The 915-nt window shown below is 53.1% G+C and carries 1 protein-coding gene; it reads right to left on the reverse strand.

The features are described 5' to 3' along the window. The coding region (speD, locus tag HT737_RS12525; protein WP_182402702.1) for an adenosylmethionine decarboxylase at positions 1-671 on the reverse strand (671 nt) is incomplete at its 3' end. Between the last annotated feature and the right edge of the window lie 244 nt (positions 672-915).

The following is a 915-nucleotide window of genomic DNA, read 5'->3' on the forward strand; positions in this document are numbered from 1 at the left end:
TCGAAGTTCTTCAGCAGCATTTTGGTGTGGAACAGGTTTTCCTGGTACACGTTCACGTCGGTCATCTGGTACGCGTCGCGGGTGTCTTCGGAAAGGTAGTTCTGGATCGAGTTGATCTCGTGGTCGATGAAGTGCTTGTTGCCTTCAACGTCACGGGTGAAACCGCGCACACGGTAATCCACAGTCACGATGTCCGAATCGAACTGGTGAATGAGGAAGTTGAGCGCTTTAAGCGGTGAAATGACACCACAGGTCGACACGTCGATGTCCACACGGAACGTCGCAATACCGGCGTCCGGATGGATTTCCGGATAGGTATGCACCGTGATGTGGCTCTTGTCGAGGTGGGCAAGGATGATTTCGGGCAATGGACCCGGGGACTCTTCGATCTGGCTGTCAGTCGGGGTCACCGGCTCTTCCGAGATCAGAATCGTGACGCTGGCACCCTGAGGCTCATAGTTCTGACTCGCGATGTTCAGAATGTTGGCACCAATGATTTCGACAACTTCCGTGAGGATCTGCGTCAGGCGTTCGGCGTTGTACTCTTGATTGATGTACTCGACGTAAGCCTGCTGGTCTTGCGGGGTTTCCGCGTAGCAGATGTCATAGATGTTGAAGCTCAAGGTCTTTGTCAGGTTGTTGAACCCGTGGAGCTTGAGTTTGCTTTTCACCGTTAAAAACTCTCTATGTATGCGGCGCAGCCGCGTGATCAAGCATGCCCGTCAAGTGCGAACAACGCACCTGCGTAGGACGGTTAACACCTCTTCGCGATGGCGATTTTGGTTATCTGTTCAGGCGGATGATCCGTCGGCTGACCGATCACTGCCCTGAAAAAAGTGGCGCATTATGCAGACGTCAGCGAGGGATCGCCAGAGTCTGCACTGCTTTTATGATAGTTGAATGTCGKTTCAACCG

Source organism: Pseudomonas sp. MD195_PC81_125 (assembly GCF_014060985.1).
GTDB lineage: Bacteria > Pseudomonadota > Gammaproteobacteria > Pseudomonadales > Pseudomonadaceae > Aquipseudomonas > Aquipseudomonas parakoreensis.